We start from the raw sequence: 15,539 nt of genomic DNA on the forward strand, positions 1-15,539 counted from the left end.
ATATGGGAAATGCGCCTTTGATGGCCAGAGCGAAAATTTCAGGTATCCGCCGTCTGCTCGGCCGGAAACCGCACCGGTTCCCGGCTGCTCAATCAATCCGTCCGCGCTGCAGCATCGGGGTCACGTTGAAGGCCGCCTTGTAGACCCGCGAAAAATGGCCCGGGCTGTCAAAGCCGCAGGACAGCGCCACGTCTGTCACCGAAGCCTCGGTCTGGATCAGCAGATTGCGGGCGCGCTCCAGCCGCATCTCCATCGAGTATTTCTTGGGCGAGGTATTGAGGTATTTGCCGAACAGCCGCTCCAGCTGGCGGGTGGAGATGCCGATCTCCTCGGCGATCACCGAGGGCGACACCGGGTCGCTGATGTGGTCGTGCATCATCTGGATGGCGCGGGCCAGGTGGGCATTGCGCATACCGTTGCGCGACTGCAGCGACACCCGCTGCTCTGCGGTGGCGTTGCGCACCGCGTTATAGACCATCTGGTCGGCCACCGCGACGGCCAGATCATACCCGTGCTCCCGCTCGATCAGGTGCAGCATCAGGTCCGCCGTGGCGGTGCCGCCGGAAGCGGTCACATGCTTTTCATCCGCCACAAACACGCTGCGCACCAGGTTCACCTCCGGGAACGCCTCCATGAAGCTGTCGTGGTATTCCCAGTGGATCGCCGCCTGCATGCCATTGAGAAACCCGGCCTCTGCCAGCACCCAGGCGCCGGAGCACAGCGCGCCGACGGAAATCCCCCGCGCCTTCTCCCGGCGCAGCGCCGCCAACAGCGGCTTGGTCACGTGGTTGCGCATATGGATGCCCGACAGGGCAAACAGCCGGTCGCATTTCGGGATCGCGTCAAACCCGTAGTGCACCAGCGTCACCGAGCCGTTGGAGCAAGTCGCGGTCTCGCCGTTCTCCGATCCGAACGACCAGTCATAGAGATCCTTGCCGCTGACGAGATTGGCGATCCGCAGCGGTTCCACCGCGCAGGAAAACGCCAGATGCGAGAATTCCTCCACCAGGAGAAAGGCAAAATGCTGCGTCTTGGTCATGGCTTGCCCTCAGAATGGATTGAGCTGCGCGAGGGGTTCACCCCGCGCAGCCCGGTGGCACAGGTATTGGCTGCTATTATTCCGCCGCCGCGCGGGCCGCGTCCAGCCAGCTGTCGTAGGTTTCGCGGTTTGCCTCGATCCAGGCATCAACGTGGCGGTCGATATCGTCCGAGCTGTCCTCGCCGTCGGCGATCAGCTTGTTCTGGGCCGAGATGTCGTTGATGTCGATCTTGGCCAGCTCGAACAGCTTGGCCGCAGCCGGGTTGGCGGCCAGAAACTCATCCGTGGCAACAATCCGGATGCTGTCGACCGCAAAGCCCAGGTCCTTGCCGTCAAAAGTAGTGTCGGCGGTGGCGCCATCAGGCAGCGACGAGTAAGGCACCGCCAGGAACTCCACGTCCTTGCCCGGCACCAGCGCGCCGGAGACCCAGTAAGGCGTCCAGGTGTAGTAGAGCACGTTTTCGCCGGCCGCGTTGCGGGCGATGGTGTCGGCGATGATGGCGTTATAGGCGCCCTGGTTGTGGTTCACGGTGTCGCGCAGACCGAACTCGGACAGCTGATGCTCGATCACCCGCTCGCAGCCCCATCCCGGCACGCAGCCGGCCAGATCGGCCTTGCCGTCGCCATCGGCGTCGAACAGCTTGGCGTTTTCCGGGTCGGTCAGGTCGCCCAGGTTCTGAATACCCGCGTCATAGGCGGATTTGTTGATCAGATAGCCCTGCAGCGCGCCCTCGATCAGGGTGCCGACCTTTTCAAGAACCGCGTCGCCGCCGGATTCCTCGAAGAAGGTGTGGTGCAGGGTGTTCCAATGCACCGCGGTGAAATCGGCATCGCCGGTTCCCAGCGCCAGGTGCACGGTCTGCGCCTCGACTTCCTGCGGCTCGGCGACCTCATAGCCCAGATCCTCCAGCGCGCGGAACAGGATGCGGTGCTGGAAGAACTCCTCCAGATAGGACTGGATCACCGGGCGGACGGTGACGCCTTCGCCGGGTTTCTCGCTGGCAAACGCAGTGCCCGCCAGCATGGTGGAGGCTGCCAGCGCAGCCAGAGCGGTTTTCCTGAACATAAGTAAGTCCTCCCTTGGGTGTTCAGATGAAAGAGAAAGTCAGTTTTTGCCGGCCAGGCGCAGCACCGCGCCGACGGGGCCGCCCTGCCACCAGTGGCGGTGGCCGCGGTCGCGGCCCGACTGGCCCATGCCCTGGGTGATGCGGTCCAGTACGATGGCCAGGATCACGATGCCAAGGCCGCCGACGAGCGCCTTGCCCGCATCGAGCCGGCCCATGGCGCGCAGCACCTCGTTGCCCAGCCCCTTGACCGAGATCATAGAGGCGATCACCACCATCGACAGCGACAGCATGATGGTCTGGTTGACGCCGGCCAGGATGGTCGGCGTGGCCAGCGGCAGCTCGACCTTGAACAGGATCTGGCGCGGGCTGGCGCCAAAGGCGCGCGCGGCCTCCACCACCGAGGCATTGACGCCGCGGATGCCCAAGCTGGTGAGGCGGATCAGCGGCGGCAGCGCAAAGATGATCGTCACGATCACGCCCGACACGTTGCCGATGCCGATCAGCATGACCACGGGCACCAGGTACACAAAGGCCGGGATCGTCTGCATGGTGTCCAGCACCGGCCGCATCGCCGCCTCGAACCGGTCGTTCTTGCCAGCCAGCACCCCCAGCGGCAGGCCGATGACGAAGCACAGGATCACCGCCGAGACCACAATCGCCAGGGTGGTCATCGCCAGCCCCCAGGCGTTGGGCGACAGAAAGCCGAGCGCAAACATCGAAACGCCGACCAGGATCGCCACCCGGCGGCCCGCGGCCTGCCAGGCGATCAGGATCAGGATCGCCAGCATCACCAGCGGCGGCACCGCATTCAGCGCGGTGTCGATGCCGACGATCATCTCGTTGAAGAATTTCTTCACCGGCTGGATCAGCGCGCGGTTGGCAATTGCCCACTGCTTGACCCCGTCCGCCGATTCCGCGAGCCCCAGATCAACCGCGGAAAACGGGTCGAGGATGCTGTAGGTGTTCTCTGCCATGGTCTTGCCTCCTCAGTGCTTCAGGCTGGCCGCGTCGTCGGCATGGCCTTGGATGCCGCGCAGCAGGGCGTTCTTGGTGACAATGCCGATGGGCCTGCCGTCGGCCTTGACCACCACCGGGTGCTGGGTGGCGATGGACAGGTTGACCAGATCGTCGAGCGAATGATCGGGATGCGCCTCCGGCCAGCTGCCCAGGTCGATCGGCCCCTGCCGCTGCTCGAAGGAAGCGACCGGCTCCATGATCTTGCCCGCGGAAATCAGCTCCAGCTTGGAAATGCCCGCGACGAAATCGGCGACATAGTCGTCCGCCGGGTTGGTCACGATGTCCTCAGGCGTGCCGACCTGCACCAGAGCGCCATCCTTCATGATGGCGATGCGGTCGCCGATGCGGATCGCCTCGTCCAGGTCGTGGGTGATGAACAGGGTGGTCTTCTTCATCTCTGCAGACAGCGACATGAACTTGTCCTGCAGCTGGCGGCGGATCAGCGGGTCGAGCGCCGAGAAGGGTTCATCCATCAGCAGGATCGAGGGATCGGCGGCAATGGCGCGGGCGAGGCCGACCCGCTGCTGCATCCCGCCCGACAGTTCGTCCGGGTATTTCTGGTCCCAGCCGTTGAGGTCGACCGCGTCGATGGCGCGCATCGCGTTCTCGCGGCGTTCGCGCGCATCATGGCCGCGCACCTCCTGGCTGAAGGAAACGTTCTCCAGCACCGTGCGGTGCGGCATCAGCGCCATGTTCTGGAACACCATGCCGATTTTCTCGGCGCGCACCTCGCGCAGATCCTTCGCGGACAGCTGATTCACATCCTGGCCTTCGATGAACAGCTGGCCTGAGGTCGGTTCGATCAGCCGGTTCACATGGCGAATCAAGGTCGATTTGCCAGATCCGGACAGCCCCATAATGCAGAAGATCTCACCCCGCCCGACGGTAAAGGTGGCGTCCTGCACCCCCACCACACAGTCGAACTGGTCGCGCACTTCCAGCTTGCCAAGCCCCTGTTCCTGAACGGCTTTCATCGCCTCGTCCGCGCGGCGGCCAAAGATCTTCCACAGATTGCGGCAGTCGATCACGGCTTCGTCAGGTTGCGTCGTCACCCGGTTCCCTCCTCCGAAAACATTTCGTGCATACTGCATATTTTTTCTCTGTACACAAATTGTTTTTTCTTCTAACACAAAATGAGCAATCAGGTTGCACAGGCCTATGCCGCCGGGCCATCCTGCCCGCACAGGTTCAGATGCAACGATGGAGACTGAGATGAAGGACGCGTCCAAAAACAGGAAAGCAGCGCTTTATGGCCACCTGAAAGCGGCCATCATGACGCTTGCCCTGCGGCCGGGCGCCGATCTCGACGAATCGAAGCTGTCGGAGGAGTTCGAGCTGTCCCGCACCCCGCTGCGGGAGGTGCTGCGCCAGCTGGCCGGCGAGGGCTATGTCGATCTGCGGGAAAACCGCGGTGCGCGGGTCAGCGAGATGTCGCATATGACTTTGCGCGATTTCTTCCTGGCGGCGCCGATGATCTATGGCGCGGTGCTGCAGCTGGCGGCCAAGAACGCCACCGAAACCCAGATCGCGGAGCTGAAAGCGGCGCAGGAGGACTTCAAGGCGGCGCTGCGCTCCGGCTCCGGCGCCGACCGGGCGATGGCCAACAACCGCTTTCACGAGATCACCGGCGAGATGGCCGACAACATCTACCTCGCCCCCTCCTTTCAGCGTCTGCTGATCGACCATGCCCGCATCGGCATGACCTTCTACCGCCCCCAGGACCGCCAGATGGCGGAGAACCTGGGCGAGGCCAGCGCCCAGCACGACGCCATCATCGCCGCCATCGAGGCCGGTGACGAGGCGGCGGCCGGCCAGCTAGCGATTGACCATTGGAACCTGTCGCGCGACCAGATCGAGCTGTTCGTCATGCCCGCCGGGCTTGACGTGCCGCTGGGGACGGTGGCGCGCAAAACCCCTGCATGAGGACCCAGATGACCCCAATATTCCGGTTTGAGGGGATATATACCCCCGTCGTGACGCCCCATTTCGAGGACGGCAGCGTCAATTGGGACGCGCTGGCCGATGTCATCGAATACCTGATTGACGCCGGCGTTCACGGGCTGATCTCCGGCGGCTCCACCGGCGAGAACTATGCCCAGACCGTGGATGAACGCGTGGCGCTGGCCCGCTTCACCCATGAACGGCTGAAGGGCCGCCTGCCGCTGGTGGTGGGCACCGGTGCCATGCTGACCAGCGACTCCATTGCGCTGGCCGAGGGCGCCAAGGGCATAGGGGCCGACAGCATCCTGCTGGCCTCGCCCCCCTACTCGGTCCCGACCGACCGCGAAAACGCGCTGAACGCGCTGGCGATCGACAAGGCCGCTGACCTGCCGGTGATGCTCTACAACTACCCGCACCGCACCGGCACCATGATGGGCGAGGAGTTCCTCGACCGGGTCGGGCGCTCCCGCAATTTCTGCGGCATCAAGGAAAGCTCCGGCGACATCAACCGGGTGCACCTGCTGGCGCGGGATTATCCGCATATCCAGCTGGGCTGCGGCATGGACGACCAGGCGCTGGAATTTTTTGCCTGGGGCGCGCCCTTCTGGGTCTGCGGCGGCTCGAACTTCCTGCCGAAGGAACACGTGGCGCTCTACAATGCCTGCGTGATCGAGGGCAACTTTGCCAAGGGCCGCCGCATCATGTCGGCGATGATGCCCTTGATGCGCGTCCTCGAACAGGGCGGCAAGTTCATCCAGACCATCAAGCACGGCGTCACCATGAACGGCATCGAAGCCGGTGCCATGCGCGCGCCGCTGAAGGGGCTGAACAAGGACGACAAACGCGCGCTGGAACAAGTCGTGCGGGTGCTGAAACAGAAAATCGCAGATATCGAGGCGGAGGGTTAAGGAATGACTTTGCTTACTCAGGACGAATACAAATCCATCGCCGCCAATCTGGACCTGCCCACGGGCGCGTTCATCGACGGCAAATTCTGCCCGGCCGCGTCCGGCAAGACGTTCGAGACCGTGAACCCGGCCACCGGCGAGAAACTGGCCGATATCGCGGCCTGCGGCGCTGCGGATGTTGATATCGCGGTCGAAAAAGCCCGCGAGGCGTTCGACGACGGCCGCTGGTCGAAACTGCACCCGTCGGAGCGCAAGGACGTGCTGATCCGGCTGTGCAAGCTGATGACCCGCAACGCCCATGAGCTGGCGGTGATGGAAAGCCTCGACAGCGGCAAGACCATCTATGACTGCGAAACCGTCGATGTGCCGGAGACCATCCACTGCCTGAAATGGCACGCAGAGGCGATCGACAAGATCTATGATCAGGTCTCGCCGGCGTCAGACGATCACATCGCCATGGTGGTGCGTGAACCGATCGGTGTGGTAGGCTTGGTGCTGCCCTGGAACTTCCCGCTGCTGATGCTGGCGTGGAAGATCGGTCCGGCGCTGGCTGCTGGCTGCTCCGTGGTGGTGAAACCCGCCGCCGAGACCACCCTGACCGCGCTGCGGGTGGCCGAGCTGGCAATGGAAGCCGGCCTGCCCCGCGGTGTGCTGAACATCGTGCCCGGCGGCGGTGCCGAGGTGGGCGAGCCCATTGGCCGCCACATGGATATCGACATGGTCTCCTTCACCGGCTCCACCGTGACCGGCAAGCGCTTCCTCAGCTATTCGGCAGAAAGCAACGCCAAGGAAGTGGTGCTGGAGATGGGCGGCAAGAACCCCGCCATCGTGATGGACGACGCCGAGAACCTGGACCGTGTCGCCGCCCACATCGTGAACGGCGCCTTCTGGAACATGGGCGAGAACTGCTCGGCTTCGTCGCGCCTGATCGTGCACAAGGACGTGAAGGCTGAACTGCTGGAGCGCATCGCCCATCACGCCAAGGCCTGGAACGTCGGCGACCCGCTGGACCCGGAAACCCGCATGGGCGCGCTGGTGTCACGCGCGCATTTCGACAAGGTCTGCGGCTATCTGGAACAGGCCGAAAACGTGGTGCTGGGCGGCAAGGCGCATGACGGCGCATTTGTCGAGGCCACCGTGGTCGAGGTGCCCGGCAATGACGCGGTGCTGGCGCGCGAGGAGATCTTCGGCCCGGTCCTGTCGGTGATCGAGGTCACCGGCTTCGACGAGGCGATCCGCATCGCCAATGACACCCAGTACGGCCTTTGCGCCTCGATCTTCACCGCCAACGCCAAACGCGCGATCCGCGGCGCCCGCGCCATCCGGGCAGGCACGGTGACGGTGAACAGCTTTGGCGAGGGCGATATCACCACGCCCTTCGGCGGCTACAAGCAGTCGGGCTTTGGCGGCCGCGACAACTCGGTCCATGCCCACGACCAGTACACCCAGCTGAAAACCATCTGGATCGACCTGGCCGACGACGCAGACGAGGCCGTGGATTGACCGCCTACGCCGCAAAACGCCTGCCCCGGCAAACCGGCGCGGCGGGATGGAATGCCATCCTGCCGCCGCAGGCCGCCCTGCCGGTGCTGGAAAGTGATCTGACCGCCGATGTCACCATCATAGGCGGCGGCTTCGCGGGCCTGTCCGCCGCCCGCCGCCTGCACCAGCTGGACCCCTCGCTGAAGGTGGCCCTGCTGGAGGCAGGCCGTTTTGCGGAAAGCTCTGCAGGCCGCAATTCCGGTTTCATGATCGACCTGCCGCATGATCTGGCCTCTGACAACTATGCCGGATCGGGGCTGGAGGCTGACAAGGCCGCGATTGCCTTCAACCGCAAGGCCATCGATTTCGCCAAGGGTGTGGCCGAGGATTGCGCTCTGCCCCAGGAGATGTTTGACCCCGCAGGCAAGATCAACGCCGCCGCCACTAAGGCCGGCGACAAGCACAACCGCGACTTTGCCGCCCATCTGGAGCGGCTGGGCGAACCGCATCAGCTGCTCAGCCGGCAGGAGATGCAGGAGCGCACCGGCAGTCCTCATTACACCTCCGGTCTCTATGCGCCGGGCACGGTGATGATCCAGCCCGCCGCCTATATCCGTGCCCTGTCGGCGCATCTGGCGGGGCAGGTCAGCGTGTTCGAAAACTCCCCCGCCACCGGGTTCGAGAAACAGGGCAACGGCTGGGTTGTCAGCACCCCAAAAGGCCGCATCAGCACCGGCAGCGTCATCCTGGCCAACAACGGCCACCTGGAAAGCTTCGGCTTCTACCAGCGCCGCCTGATGCACATCTGCCTCTATGCCTCAATGACCGAGCGGCTGACGCCGGAGCAGATCAAACGCCTGGGCGGAGAGCCGCGCTGGTCGGTCACCCCCGCGGACCCGATGGGCACCTCCGTGCGGCGGATCTCCGGCACCTATGGCGACCGGATCCTGGTCCGGACCTGCTCCAGCTTCCACCCGGCAATCGAGACCAGCGATATGCGCCTGCGCAACGCGGGCTGGGTGCATGACCGCAAGTTCAAGGAGCGGTTTCCGCATCTGGAAGATGTACGGATGGAGCACCGCTGGGCCGGCATGCTCTGCCTCAGCCGCAACGGATCTGCGGCTTTCGGGGAGCTGGACCAGGGTGTTTATTCCGCCTGCTGCCAGAACGGCCTCGGCATCGCCCGCGGCACTTTGCAGGGCATGGGCATTGCCGAATTGGTTCTACAGGGCGGATCGAAGATCGCCAGCCATTTCCTGGCCCAGCCGATGCCGCCCAAACTGCCGCCGGAACCCTTTGCCTCGCTGGGCGCCAATACCTACCTGATGTGGAAGGAATGGCGCTCCGGCAAGGAATAACGGGTGAAAGGGGGCGCTGCCCCCGCCGCCTGCGGCGGCTCCCCCGGAGTATTTTACAAAGGTGAACGGGGGGGTGGAGCTTCGAGGTCCAGCTCCCCTTTTTTCTAAGGCAAACTCAGCTTGGCCATCCGCCCGCCATCCACAGTATAGACCTGGCCGGTGATAAACCCGGCATCCTCTGACGCCAGGAAGGCCACCAGCGCCGCCACCTCCTCCGGCTTGCCGGTGCGCGCAACCGAGTGGATGCGCCCGATATCGCGGCGGAAGCCGTCCGGGTCAGGCATCGCTTCGATGAAGTCCAGGTTCAGCTCGGTGTCGATCCAGCCGGGTGCCACCGCGTTGCAGCGGATGCCCTCGTGCCCATGATCCACTGCCACCGCACGGGTGAGGCCGTGCAGACCGGCCTTGGAGGCGCAATAGGCGGCGTGGCCGGGATTGCTGCCCAGCCCCTCGATAGATCCCGTGTTGACGATGCTGCCGCGGGACCTGCGCAAATGCGGCAGCGCCGCCTGGATCATCAGGAACGGCGCGGTCAGGTTCACGGTCAGATTGCGCTGCCAGTCGTCGAGGCTCATCTCCTCGACACCCGCTTCCTGCATCATGCCGGCGTTGTTGACCAGCACGTCGAGGCCTCCTGCCCGGCTGACCGCCTCTGCCACCGCCTGTGCGGGGCTGTCCGGGTCGGTGAAATCCGCCGCTATCGCTTCGAACTCCGCATCCGCACCGCGCTGCGCGGTGAACACCCGCGCGCCCTCGTCCCGCAGCCGCCGGGCAATCGCCAAACCGATGCCGCTACGCCCGCCGGTGACCAGCGCAACCTTGCCCTGAAACCGCATCATGACACCGGTTTCCCGCCGTTCACTTCCACCAGCGCGCCGCACATGTAGCGCGCCGCGTCCGAGGCCAGGAACATCACCACATCGGCGATATCCTCCGGCTCGGCGATCCGGCCCAGAGGAACGCTCTTGCCCAGCTCCGCCACCGCGGTATCCGGATCAAAGCCACGCTTGGCAAAACCGGTCCGCAGCATCGGCGTGTTCACCTCATTCGGGCAGACCGCATTGATGCGGATACCCTGATGCGCGTGGTCCATCCCCATGCACTGCGTCAGCGAGGCAATCGCCGCCTTGGTCATGCAGTAGAGCGCGTGGTTCGGCCCCGGGTTCCTGCCGCCCCAGCAGGACGAGGTGTTGACGATGGCACCGCCGCCCGAGCGCGCCATGATCGGGATCGCGGCGCGGCAGATGCGGAAGGGGGCCTCGACATTCACCCCAATCGACAGGTGCCAGTCGGCGTCCGAGGTCTCGGTCACCGGGCCGCGGGTGATGACACCGGCGTTGTTGATGACGATGTCCAGTCCGCCAAGCGCCAGCTGCACGGCCTGCGGCAGCGCGTTGGCATAATCCGGCTCCAGCAGGTCGCCCGGCAGATGCGCCTCCGCCTCGATCGCGCTGGTGTCGCGGTCGGCCACGGCGACCCGGGCGCCCGCCGCCCGAAGACGCTCAACGATGGCGGCGCCAATGCCGCCCGCGGCGCCGGTGACCAGCGCGCATTTTCCCTGAAATTCCATGCTGTTCTCTCTCCTTTAGAACGAGGCCGCCGGAGCACCGAACAGGCTCTCATCCGGCGTGACGCCCAGACCCGGCCCTTGCGGCACGCTGATGTGGCCGTTTTCGATACGGATCCCGTTCTCGGCGTCGTAGTTGCCCTCGATATACGGCGCAGCCAGCCAGACGCCCTCCAGCAGGCCCGGTTTCACCGTGGCGCCGATGTGGGTGCAGGCGGCAGCGATGATGTCGCCGCCCCAGCTGTCATCGCAGGTATGCGGAAGGTTGCGGGCCTCGCAGATGTCGCGGAAGGCGCGCATGGGCTGGAGACCGCCGATCCGGGTGACCTTCATGCCGAAGCCATCCACCAGGCCGGTGCCGGCTGCGGTGATCACCGTGTTGAGGCTGGTGCTGTTTTCATCCATGTACAGGCCGTGGCTGATCTGCGGGCGGATTTTCTGCAGGTCTTCCAGCGTGTTGCAGGGCTGCTCCATGATGAAAGGAATCTGGGGGCATTCGCGGCTCACGCGCAGCGCGTCCCGCGTGGTCCAGCCGCGGTTGCCATCGACGGCCAGCCGCATGCCGGAGCCGCCGATCTTCTCCCAGACCTTGCGGATGGTCTCGATATCCAACTCCACCGGCCGGCCGCCGACCTTGACCTGCAGGCGCGGATAGCCCTCCGCCAGCTTCTCGGCGGCCAGCCGGGCGATGTCGTCCGGCGCGCCGACGCCGGTGGCGTAATAGGAGGGCACCCGGTCGGTCGCCGCACCGCCCAGCAGGGTGGAAACACTGACGCCCAGATGCTTGCCCAAGAGGTCATGCGCAGCGATGTCGATGGCGGCCTTGGCATAGTTGTGGCCGTTCAGCAGCCCGTCCATCCGCCGGTGCAGGGTCACCGGTGCCACCTCGGCCCCGATCAGCCCTTCAGCCATCGCAGTCAGCGCCGCGCGGGCACCGCCTGCGTGGGCTTCGGCGTAGGTCGGCCCCACCGGACAGGTCTCGCCCCAGCCGGTCTGGCCGTTGTCGGCCACCAGTTTCACCAGCGTCGTGTCCAGCGCCCAGACCTCTGCGTTGGCCATGGTGTAGGGGCCGCTCTTAACCGGCAGATCATGCTGGTAGATGTGGATTTCCGCGATTTTCATGTTTTGCACCCTGTCAGAAAAAAAGGCCCGCCCATTTCAGGGCGGGCCAGTCGGGGAGGAAGCTTAGTAATCCTGGTTCAGCTCATCCGCGGCGGGGATTTCGCGCTCGCGCCGGGCGATATAGTCGAGCAGTTCTTCGTTCTTGGCCTCGTCCAGCTTCGGCTCCTGGTATTCCGCCAGCAGTTTCTTGGCGCGGGTCAAGGCGCGTTCGGTGATCTCGACGCTGCCCTCGGCCTGCCACTGCTCGATCGAGTTGTTGTCGAACAGCTCCGGCATGAAGAACGCCTGCTGGAAGTTCTCCTGGGTGTGCGGATGGCCCAGGTAGTGGCCGCCAGGGCCGACATCCGGCACCGCCGCAACGGCCTGGTCAAAGTCGTCCCATTTCGGGCCTTCCGCCATCCGGTAGGCCATCGCGCATTGCTCTGCATCGACGATGAATTTGGCAACCGAGCAGTGCATGCCGGCCTCGTTCCAGCCCGCCGAATGCCAGATGTAGTTGGCGCCGGCGTGGATCACAGCCGACAGGGTGGTGGCGGATTCATACCCCGCCTGCGCGTCAAAGGTCTTGGCGCCGCCCAGGGTGTTGGAGGTCCGCCACGGCACGTCATAGTAGCGCGCCATCTGGCCGATCATGAAGTTCATCAGCGAAATCTCGGGCGTGCCAGCCATCGGCGCGCCGGACTTCATGCTGACGGTCGACAGGTAATGGCCGTAGATCGCCGGGGTCCCCGGGTTGCAGACCTGGGTATAGGCCAGCGCCGACAGCGCCTCGGCATTCAGCTGTGCAACCGAGGCTGCGACCGAGGCCGGGGTGTTGGCGCCGCCCAGAACGAAGGGCGAGCAGAGCACCGGCTGGCGGCGCTTACCGAAAGCGCGCATGGCGCCCAGCATGGTTTCATCCCAGACCAGCGGCGAGTTGCCGTTGCAGTTGCCGGTGGTTACGGGATTGTTCATGATGAACTCTTCCCCGAACAGGATGGCGCACATATCCATCACGTCCTCGGCGTTCTTGGGGCTGGTGGTCATGCCCATGAACGTCTTGTCAGAGTATTTCATCGACGAGTAGGTGATCCGCAGATGGCGCTGGCTGATCGGATGGTCGTAAGGCTCCACGATGTGGTGCGCCGAAGAATGCAGCGCCGGCATCATATGCGCCAGCTTGTGGAACATCGCCAGATCTTCCAGCATCGGATTGCGGCGCACGTCATCAAGGTCGCGCAGGAAGGGCGCGCCGGTCATCGGAACGAAAATTGAATGCTTGCCGCCCAGTCGCACGTTTTTCTGAGGGTCGCGCGCGTGATAGGTGAAATCGCTGGGGATGGTCTTGATCAGCTCGCGCACCAGGCCGCGGTCGAGATAGACAAGCTCGCCATCAACTTTGGCGCCCGCGCGCTTCCAGTCTTCCAGCGCGATGGGATCGCGGAACTGGACGCCGACGTTTTCCAGAATGTTCATCGACGCGTTGTCGATACGCTCGACCTGGCTGCCATCCATCACCTCGCACAGGGGGATATTGCGGGTCAGGCCCGGCAGCATGTCGAACTTGGGGGCGGTGCGCAGGGCGCGGCGGGCGTTGCGGCCGCCGGAGCGTGCGCGGGATGTGGTGGCTTGCTCAGTCATGGCAGGGGTCTCCTTTGACCGGCAGTTTCACCAAATGAATCGGGTTTCACCTGCAGGATTGCGAAATCCGGTTGCAGAAACCGACACCCCATCCCCTGGAACCGGCCCAGGCTTGTCCACCCCTGCCTGGGGCGGGCCAGACGGCACGCACCTTCACCCCGGCTCCGGCCTGGTTTAGAGCCTGATTTTGCTGCAAACACAGGATTTTCCGAGGTTCGCGCGACTCAGCCGCGGTCTAATGCTGCGCAATATGCAAAGTCGCACCGGGTTTTGCCCCCTGCCCTGCCCCGCGTTGCGCCTAGTGAAGGTTTTTCATACATTTCAGTAGGTTATTCAAAATGTTGCCTTGCAGGCGGCAATCCGGCAAACCACGGCCAAGGTCCGATGCAACCTGTAAATGAAGGAATCTATTGCAAAACGCTGCTCGCATTGCGTATAGAAACGATAAATAAAGCGCTGACGCAAAACAGCGTTACTATCGAGAGGGCAGCAGGTGGCAGTAGCACTCCACATCAATCAGCGTATCCGCGAGAACGCGGAAAACCTCAGTGCGGCCCTCAACAGCCACATGCTGGCCAGTTTCGCACCGGATGCAAGGAAGGAATTGCGCCTGTTCAGCGCCGGCGAGGCGGCAGAGATGCTGGGGATCTCCCCAAGCTTCCTGCGCAAGCTGCATTTTGACGGCAAATTCCCCGAGGTGCACACCACACCGGGCGGGCGCCGCCACTATTCCGCAGCCGACCTGATGGAGATGCGCAAGATCCTGGATGCCGCGGCCAAGACCCCCGGCACCTACCTGCGCGGCCGCCGCGAAGGCGACAAGGTTCAGGTGCTGTCGTTCCTGAACTTCAAGGGCGGATCGGGCAAGACCACATCGTCGATCCACACCGCGCAGCGGCTGGCGCTCAAGGGCTACCGGGTGCTGGCGGTGGACATCGACCCGCAGGCGTCGCTGACGACGCTTTTCGGCTACCAGCCAGAGGTCGATTTCCTCGAAACAGGGACGATTTATGACGCAATCCGCTATGAAGACCCCCTGCCTCTGCGCGACATCATCCAGGAAACCTATTTCGCCAATCTGGACCTGGCGCCCGGCGGGCTGATCCTGCAGGAATTCGAGCATGAGACCCCGCAGGCGCTGATCAACAACGTGCAGCCCGCGTTCTTCTCGCGCATGGCGGCGGCGCTGGAGGAGGTTGAGAGTGATTACGATGTGATCATCTTCGACTGCCCGCCGCAGCTGGGCTATCTCACCATGTCGGCGCTCTGCGCCTCGACGGGCGTGATCATCACCGTGGTGCCGAACATGCTCGACATCGCCTCGATGTCGCAGTTCCTGCAGATGTCAGCCGAGCTGCTGGACGTGGTCTCCAACGCGGGCGCCACGCTGGAGTTCGATTTCCTGCGCTTCCTGATCAACCGCTACGAGCCGAATGACGGGCCGCAGCAACAGGTGGTTGCATTCCTGCGGCAATTGTTCGGCGAGGAGGTCATGGTCGCCCCGATGCTGAAATCCACCGCGATTTCCGATGCGGGACTGACCCAGCAGACGGTCTACGAGGTCGAAAGATCCCAGTTTCACAGGTCAACCTATGACCGTGCGGTCGATTCACTGAATCAAGTTAACGATGAAATAGAATCGCTCCTTCAACAAGCATGGAGGCGTTGATGGCACGCAAAGGCATTCTCAGCACGGCACTCAGCAGCCCCGCAGCATCCGCTCCGGGGCCGAAACCCAAGATGATGCCGCGCGGCGCGGTCGGGGCGCTGCAATCTTCGCTCAGCAAGCTGCAGGAAAGCGCGGTGCAGGAGATCGACCCGGCGCTGATCGACGACGCCGGGTATGAGGACCGTTTGGGCGGCGATGGCGCCCCGCATATCCAGCTGGTGGACAGCCTGCGGACCTACGGCCAGCAGGTGCCGGTGCTGCTGCGCCCGCACCCCAAGGCGCCCGGACGGTTCGAAATCGTCTATGGCCGCCGCCGCCTGCAGGCCCTTCGCGAGCTGGGACTGCCGGTGAAGGCGATGGTGCGGCAGCTGGACGACCACGCGCTGGTGATGGCGCAGGGGCAGGAGAACACCTCCCGCCTGGATCTCAGCTTCATCGAGAAGGCATCCTTTGCGGCACAGCTGCAGAACGATGGCTATGACCGGCCGACAATTGCAGCGGCGCTGTCGATCGACCTGCCGATGGTGTCGCGGATGCTGAAGGTCGGCACGGCGTTTGACCTGCCGTTCCTGCGGGCGATCGGATCGGCGCCGGGCATCGGCCGCGACCGCTGGATGCTGCTGGTCAAGCTGTTCCAGGATCCCGCGGCGCGGTCCCGGGCGATCACCAGGACAAACCGGCCCGATTTCACCACCTTTGACTCCGACGGCCGGTTCGAGGCGGTTCTGGCACATGCCCGGAACACCCCC

Annotated in this window: 14 protein-coding genes; 6 read left to right on the plus strand and 8 right to left on the minus strand. The window is 64.2% G+C overall.

The annotated features are described in order from the left end of the window. Nucleotides 1–88: 88 nt before the first annotated feature. From AB1A62_RS18320 to AB1A62_RS18335, 4 genes are all read right to left on the minus strand, one after another. Nucleotides 89–1,039, minus strand: a complete 951-nt coding sequence (locus AB1A62_RS18320; RefSeq protein WP_366662921.1) for a GlxA family transcriptional regulator — start codon at nucleotides 1,037–1,039, stop codon at nucleotides 89–91. Nucleotides 1,040–1,115: 76 nt separating this feature from the next. Next, nucleotides 1,116–2,105: a glycine betaine/L-proline ABC transporter substrate-binding protein ProX gene (gene proX / locus AB1A62_RS18325; RefSeq protein WP_366662922.1), complete on the minus strand. Its 990-nt coding sequence runs from the start codon at nucleotides 2,103–2,105 to the stop codon at nucleotides 1,116–1,118. Between the two features lie 39 nt (nucleotides 2,106–2,144). Beyond that, nucleotides 2,145–3,080 (minus strand): proline/glycine betaine ABC transporter permease, encoded by a 936-nt coding sequence (locus tag AB1A62_RS18330; protein WP_366662923.1) that lies wholly within the window; start codon nucleotides 3,078–3,080, stop codon nucleotides 2,145–2,147. Nucleotides 3,081–3,092: 12 nt separating this feature from the next. Continuing rightward, the gene (locus tag AB1A62_RS18335; protein ID WP_366662924.1) at nucleotides 3,093–4,175 is read right to left on the minus strand and encodes a glycine betaine/L-proline ABC transporter ATP-binding protein; all 1,083 of its coding nucleotides are present in this window, start codon (nucleotides 4,173–4,175) and stop codon (nucleotides 3,093–3,095) included. Nucleotides 4,176–4,335: 160 nt separating this feature from the next. On the opposite strand from AB1A62_RS18335, the gene AB1A62_RS18340 reads away from it, so the two are divergent. Genes AB1A62_RS18340 through AB1A62_RS18355 form a run of 4 tightly spaced genes read left to right on the plus strand, consistent with a single transcriptional unit; the run spans nucleotide 4,336 to nucleotide 8,812 of the window. Continuing rightward, nucleotides 4,336–5,046, plus strand: coding sequence for a GntR family transcriptional regulator (locus AB1A62_RS18340; protein WP_366662925.1), 711 nt, complete (start codon nucleotides 4,336–4,338; stop codon nucleotides 5,044–5,046). A gap of 8 nt (nucleotides 5,047–5,054) precedes the next feature. After that, nucleotides 5,055–5,972: a dihydrodipicolinate synthase family protein gene (locus AB1A62_RS18345; protein WP_366662926.1), complete on the plus strand. Its 918-nt coding sequence runs from the start codon at nucleotides 5,055–5,057 to the stop codon at nucleotides 5,970–5,972. 3 nt (nucleotides 5,973–5,975) lie between these two features. Beyond that, nucleotides 5,976–7,475, plus strand: coding sequence for an aldehyde dehydrogenase (locus AB1A62_RS18350; protein ID WP_366662927.1), 1,500 nt, complete (start codon nucleotides 5,976–5,978; stop codon nucleotides 7,473–7,475). Beyond that, nucleotides 7,472–8,812: an FAD-binding oxidoreductase gene (locus AB1A62_RS18355; RefSeq protein ID WP_366662928.1), complete on the plus strand. Its 1,341-nt coding sequence runs from the start codon at nucleotides 7,472–7,474 to the stop codon at nucleotides 8,810–8,812. The genes AB1A62_RS18350 and AB1A62_RS18355 overlap by 4 nt, the downstream gene beginning before the upstream one ends. 104 nt (nucleotides 8,813–8,916) lie before the next feature. Here AB1A62_RS18355 and AB1A62_RS18360 read toward each other — a convergent pair whose 3' ends face one another. From AB1A62_RS18360 to AB1A62_RS18375, 4 genes are all read right to left on the minus strand, one after another. Further along, a complete protein-coding gene (locus tag AB1A62_RS18360; protein WP_366662929.1) occupies nucleotides 8,917–9,651 on the minus strand; it encodes an SDR family oxidoreductase in 735 nt (244 codons plus the stop codon). After that, entirely contained in the window at nucleotides 9,648–10,382 is a 735-nt protein-coding gene (locus tag AB1A62_RS18365; RefSeq protein WP_366662930.1) for an SDR family oxidoreductase, read from the minus strand. The genes AB1A62_RS18360 and AB1A62_RS18365 overlap by 4 nt, the downstream gene beginning before the upstream one ends. Before the next feature lie 15 nt (nucleotides 10,383–10,397). Beyond that, nucleotides 10,398–11,501, minus strand: coding sequence for a mandelate racemase/muconate lactonizing enzyme family protein (locus AB1A62_RS18370; protein WP_366662931.1), 1,104 nt, complete (start codon nucleotides 11,499–11,501; stop codon nucleotides 10,398–10,400). 63 nt (nucleotides 11,502–11,564) lie between these two features. Next, the gene (locus tag AB1A62_RS18375) at nucleotides 11,565–13,121 is read right to left on the minus strand and encodes a trimethylamine methyltransferase family protein (protein ID WP_366662932.1); all 1,557 of its coding nucleotides are present in this window, start codon (nucleotides 13,119–13,121) and stop codon (nucleotides 11,565–11,567) included. A 493-nt stretch (nucleotides 13,122–13,614) separates the two neighbouring features. On the opposite strand from AB1A62_RS18375, the gene repA reads away from it, so the two are divergent. Continuing rightward, nucleotides 13,615–14,790 (plus strand): plasmid partitioning protein RepA, encoded by a 1,176-nt coding sequence (gene repA / locus AB1A62_RS18380; RefSeq protein ID WP_174149757.1) that lies wholly within the window; start codon nucleotides 13,615–13,617, stop codon nucleotides 14,788–14,790. Further along, on the plus strand, nucleotides 14,790–15,539 hold a 750-nt coding region (repB, locus tag AB1A62_RS18385), incomplete at its 3' end, for a plasmid partitioning protein RepB (RefSeq protein WP_366662933.1). The genes repA and repB, both read left to right, overlap by 1 nt.

Source organism: Leisingera sp. JC11 (genome assembly GCF_040704725.1).
Lineage (GTDB): Bacteria > Pseudomonadota > Alphaproteobacteria > Rhodobacterales > Rhodobacteraceae > Leisingera.

Bases quoted from the DNA above. Each gene is read 5' to 3' on its own strand.
- AB1A62_RS18320 (WP_366662921.1), bottom strand. From the start codon at position 1,039: ATGACCAAGACGCAGCATTTTGCCTTTCTCCTGGTGGAGGAATTCTCG.
- proX (WP_366662922.1), bottom strand. From the start codon at position 2,105: ATGTTCAGGAAAACCGCTCTGGCTGCGCTGGCAGCCTCCACCATGCTG.
- AB1A62_RS18330 (WP_366662923.1), bottom strand. From the start codon at position 3,080: ATGGCAGAGAACACCTACAGCATCCTCGACCCGTTTTCCGCGGTTGAT.
- AB1A62_RS18340 (WP_366662925.1), top strand. From the start codon at position 4,336: ATGAAGGACGCGTCCAAAAACAGGAAAGCAGCGCTTTATGGCCACCTG.
- AB1A62_RS18345 (WP_366662926.1), top strand. From the start codon at position 5,055: ATGACCCCAATATTCCGGTTTGAGGGGATATATACCCCCGTCGTGACG.
- AB1A62_RS18350 (WP_366662927.1), top strand. From the start codon at position 5,976: ATGACTTTGCTTACTCAGGACGAATACAAATCCATCGCCGCCAATCTG.
- AB1A62_RS18360 (WP_366662929.1), bottom strand. From the start codon at position 9,651: ATGATGCGGTTTCAGGGCAAGGTTGCGCTGGTCACCGGCGGGCGTAGC.
- AB1A62_RS18365 (WP_366662930.1), bottom strand. From the start codon at position 10,382: ATGGAATTTCAGGGAAAATGCGCGCTGGTCACCGGCGCCGCGGGCGGC.
- AB1A62_RS18370 (WP_366662931.1), bottom strand. From the start codon at position 11,501: ATGAAAATCGCGGAAATCCACATCTACCAGCATGATCTGCCGGTTAAG.
- AB1A62_RS18375 (WP_366662932.1), bottom strand. From the start codon at position 13,121: ATGACTGAGCAAGCCACCACATCCCGCGCACGCTCCGGCGGCCGCAAC.